The sequence below is a fragment of the Tenacibaculum geojense genome (genome assembly GCF_042676005.1).
GTDB lineage: Bacteria > Bacteroidota > Bacteroidia > Flavobacteriales > Flavobacteriaceae > Polaribacter > Polaribacter geojense.
On record NZ_JBHTJR010000067.1, the window covers coordinates 1 to 573 of the forward strand.

Below are 573 nucleotides of genomic sequence, written 5' to 3' on the forward strand. Positions count from 1 at the left end.
TTGTAGATAGCAATAACTGTCCAGGTACAGCGTTAACGAGTCCATTAGTAACTATCAGTCCAGATTTAGCCTTTACAGCTATTCAGACAAAGAATATAGATTGTTCAGCGAGTCCAGATGGAGTTATTACTGTTGATATTACATCAGGTTCAGGTACCTATGAATATTCAGTAGTAAATAGTTCATCAGCAGTTATCGTAGCACAAACATCAACAGGAGGAACTACATTTACATTCCCTGTAAGTACAGCAGATACGTATACGGTAGAAGTGTTTGATATGGCCGCTACCCCAGTATGTTCAACTACGGTTGACGTAGTGGTTGCACCAGCTATTCAGCCAGATTTCAGTGCGGTAGCAAGTGTAAATAATATTTGTTTTGGTAGCACTGATGGAGTAATTCAGATCACAGAGGTAAACAATAGTATCAATCCATTAACTTACAGTATAAGTGTTGTAAGTGGTGGTCCATATTCTGGTAGTATTGATATGACTACTTTAACGTATTCAGGATTACCAGCAGGTGTTTATGATATTACCGGAGAGGGAACAAATGATTGTACTACTACAGTTC

1 protein-coding gene is annotated in these 573 nt (G+C 38.4%); it reads left to right on the forward strand.

Features of this window, described 5'->3' with window-relative positions; genetic code table 11:
• Positions 1 to 573, forward strand: a 573-nt coding sequence (locus tag ACFQ1U_RS13685; protein WP_386109338.1) for a hypothetical protein, incomplete at both ends; no start/stop codon positions are given.